Source organism: Bacillus sp. P14.5, from assembly GCF_003316765.1.
Classification (GTDB): domain Bacteria; phylum Bacillota; class Bacilli; order Bacillales; family Bacillaceae_B; genus Rossellomorea.
Window position 1 is genome coordinate 1 of sequence record NZ_NIJF01000094.1, and the last position, 3,543, is coordinate 3,543.

A 3,543-nucleotide genomic window follows, 5' to 3' on the forward strand; every position below is an offset into this window, starting at 1 on the left:
TTTGCGCGAGGTCGAGGTCGTATTGAAGGCGCGCCTCATATTTTTTCCGTTCATCCACGGCCGCTTTATAGCGGAGCGCCGAACGAATCCGCGCGAGCAGTTCCGTGATCTTAATCGGTTTCGTCGTATAGTCGGACGCCTCGGCGTCAAGTCCTTCCGCGATCTGCTTTTCTTCGGTTCGGCCCGAGACCATAATGACGGGCAGTTCCTCGTAACCGGTCATCTGTCGAATCCGTTTGCACGTCTCAATCCCAGAGATCCCTGGCATCTCGACATCAAGCAGGACAAGGTCGTATAGCGACGGGGCTTGCGGATCCATCAGGAGCGCGAGCGCATCTTCACCACTTGAGACTGAAATCGTCTCATAATCATGTTGATGCAATAATTGTTCGAGAACCATCGTATTGACCGGTTCGTCGTCCACAATCAAAATCGCCATAGTCATCCCTACTTTCTCTATCAGTGTTCTTCTGCATATTATTGTATCATATCTAATCGCCACATTAGGTATTTCAATGCTGTGACAGTTCGAAGTACGCGAAAGATGGAGAATCTGTTTCGTTTTTGGTCATACTAGAAGTACGAAAGCGAGGAATGGCCCATGGGATGGATATTCGCTGTGAGCGGTTTGATTATCTTGCTCGTCCTGATCGCCTCGATCGTCGTCATTCAAAAAGGCTACGCCTATAAAGACAATAAAGACGATATCGTGCTCGATTACGAGGAGATCAACCGCCGCATCACTGAAGAAGAACAGCAGAAAAAATAGAGCCATCGGCGGATGGCTCTATTTTTATTTGAATTCGAAGCGTAACGCCCCTTTCTCAAGGTAGAGCGTGGCGTCAAACGTCTTGTCCCCTTTTTTGAACGTATGCACGTTCGACTGTCCGCCGTTGATCATCTGTTTCAACTCATCTTTCGCGATCCCGACGCCTAACACTTGCTTCGACATCGTGAACTTGCAGCCTTCGCGATACCCGCTACAACCGATAAACTTCGGATACTCGACGAGTCCCTTGCCGCAACTCGGACAGACGCCGAACGATGCCTTCGGCCGTGCGGCAGATGTTTTCCCTTTCCCGAAACGTCTCGCCTCGATCGTATAGCCTTCCGGGTTGGCCGATTCGACTCGCGTTTTCGCTTCCTCGACGAGATGGATTGACATCTTCTTCGCTTGATCGATGAATTCGGCGGCGGAAGCCGACGCCTGTCCGATCTCGTGGAGGCGCTTCTCCCACTTGGCCGTCATGGCCGGTGAGGCGAGGATACTGTCCCCGAGCACATCGATCAACAGACGGCCTTTATCGGTCGGAACGAGCTCTTTCTTTTGGAGGTCGACATAACCCCGCTTTTTCAATCCGTCGATAATATTGGCCCGTGTCGCCTCGGTGCCGAGCCCTTCGACTTCTTTCATGATATGGATCAATTCCTCATCGTCGAGCTGTTTGCCCGCGACTTTCATCGCCATGATGAGTGCCCCTTCGGTGTACCGTTTCGGCGGCTCGGTCTGTTTCGATAACACTTCGACTTTTTTTTCGGTCAACGGCTCACCGACCGTGAGTGCCGGCAGTTCCACGTCTTTCGACTTCATCTCGACGACTTGCCGGTATCCTGGGCTCACGACGACCGTCCCTTTCGCACGGTATAGGTCGTCTCCGTCCATGAGGTCGACCGTCGTCTTCTCGAGCTTCGCCGGTGGGGCGAACGCCGCCAAGAAACGCCGATTGATCAAATCGTATAACTTCGCCTCGTCCCCGCTGAGTCGGGCCACATCGCCACACGCCTCGGTCGGGATGATCGCATAGTGGTCACTCACCTTTTTCGCATTGACGTAACGGCTGTTTCGCGACGGGTTCTCGGTCAACACGTCAGCGAGCCCGGCATAGGCCGCAGATTTCAACAACCGCGCCTTCGTCTGCGGGAACAACGTCGCCTCGTCCGGAGTGACGAAGCTCGAATCCGTCCGTGGATAACTGATCCATCCTTTCGTATACAGCTTTTGGGCGATATCGAGCGTCTTTTTCGCGCCAAAACCGAACCGTTTGCCGGCCTCGGCCTGAAGACCGGATAGACTGAACCAGAACGGCGGATGCTCCGTCTTCTCTTCCTTGTCGATGGTACGGACGACGGCTGTCCCGGTCGCCCGGTTGACGACCGCATCGGCTTGTTCCCGCGTCTTTAGTTTCGTCGTCTTCCCGAGCGTGTATTTCGCTTTGAACGTGCCCCGTCCTTTTTGGAGCGTCGCTTCGACCTCGAAATACGGTTCCGGGACGAACTGTTTGATTTCGCGCTCGCGATTGACGATCAAAGCGAGCGTCGGCGTCTGGACGCGCCCGAGTGAGAACACATCCTCAATCCCGATCGTCTTCAACAACGTCGTATACGCGCGGGAGGCGTTCATGCCGACGAGCCAGTCGGCACAGGCACGACTCATCGCCTCGTGATAGTATGGGACGGTCTGATCGCCCGGTAGCAAATCGGCGAAACCACGGTCGACCGCCTGTTCGGTCAAACTCGAGATCCAAAGGCGGGACAGCGGTTTTTATTGCCGGCGAGGCGTAAAATGAGACGTACGATGGCCTCCCCTTCTCGCTCGGCATCAGACGCGATGATGATATCGGTGATGGACCGGTCGTGCAACCATTTCTTGATCGTCTGGAACGGTTTCGACTTGCCTTTCGAGATGCGATAGTCGAAGCGGTCCGGGACGATCGGGAGTGACTCATATTTCCACGACTTCCATTCCGGCTTATAGTGGGACGGTTCTTGAAGCTCACATAAATGACCGACCGCCCAGACGACGATGGCGCCTTCTGGAAAGCGGGCGCAAGAAGATATTTCAATCTCGTCTTTTCTCTTTTTTGATGGATACGGCGCAGCCAGTTTTTGGGCCTGCGACGGTTTCTCCGCAATGATTAATCTCATAGGATCCCCACTTTCACAGTCATCCGAAATATCGCGTCGGAACGACACTTTCGAGAAAGAATGTATTTTTCTATCTTTTCTATAATATCATTAGAAGAGTATGTACAAAACAAAGGGGGATGTCCATTGTCTTATCTTATCTTATTCGCCGCCGTCTTTTTCTTATCGACGAGCGTGTTATTCGTCAAATGGACGTCGGCACCGGCTGAGACGGCTGCGTTTTATCGCATGCTGATCACCTGTCTGATGTTGTTGCCATTCGTCGACTTCAAGTCACTCATCGGGACACGTCTCATGACGCGATACGCCTTGTTGCTCAGCGGGACGCTGCTTGCGTTTCATTTTTGGCTCTGGTTTTTATCGCTCGATTATACGACCGTCGCGAGTTCGACGTTGTTCGTCACATCGAGCCCGATTTTTGTCTTAATCGGGAACGCCTTGATCTTTAAAAAGAACCCGACCCGGAAAGGTTTAGTCTTCGCGCTCATCGCTGTCTTAGGAGGCATGCTTGTCGCTGCAGGTGACATTCAACTTGGACGCGAAGCGCTGTTTGGGGACCTGCTCGCCTTGATCGCCGCCTTGCTCATCGCCGGCTATTGGCTCGTCGGTCAACACGTC

General features: G+C 53.2%; 5 protein-coding genes. 2 read left to right on the forward strand and 3 right to left on the reverse strand.

Going from position 1 to position 3,543, the window contains the following annotated elements; genetic code table 11:
* A partial coding sequence (locus tag B9Z54_RS18055) for a response regulator (RefSeq protein WP_162785283.1) occupies nucleotides 1–439 on the reverse strand: 439 nt, incomplete at its 3' end.
* A 162-nt stretch (nucleotides 440–601) separates the two neighbouring features.
* Between B9Z54_RS18055 and ytzI the strand changes: the two genes are divergently transcribed.
* Complete coding sequence (gene ytzI / locus B9Z54_RS18060) at nucleotides 602–769, forward strand: YtzI protein (RefSeq protein WP_113929797.1); 168 nt, start codon at nucleotides 602–604, stop codon at nucleotides 767–769.
* A gap of 24 nt (nucleotides 770–793) precedes the next feature.
* Here the strand turns inward: ytzI and B9Z54_RS18065 are convergent, their stop codons facing one another.
* Both B9Z54_RS18065 and B9Z54_RS25865 read right to left on the reverse strand, forming a co-directional pair.
* Complete coding sequence (locus tag B9Z54_RS18065) at nucleotides 794–2,512, reverse strand: DNA topoisomerase (RefSeq protein WP_240189998.1); 1,719 nt, start codon at nucleotides 2,510–2,512, stop codon at nucleotides 794–796.
* Complete coding sequence (locus B9Z54_RS25865; protein WP_240189999.1) at nucleotides 2,509–2,925, reverse strand: toprim domain-containing protein; 417 nt, start codon at nucleotides 2,923–2,925, stop codon at nucleotides 2,509–2,511. The genes B9Z54_RS18065 and B9Z54_RS25865 overlap by 4 nt, the downstream gene beginning before the upstream one ends.
* Before the next feature lie 126 nt (nucleotides 2,926–3,051).
* Between B9Z54_RS25865 and B9Z54_RS18070 the strand changes: the two genes are divergently transcribed.
* Nucleotides 3,052–3,543: DMT family transporter (locus B9Z54_RS18070; protein ID WP_162785284.1), on the forward strand; the 492-nt coding region annotated here is incomplete at its 3' end.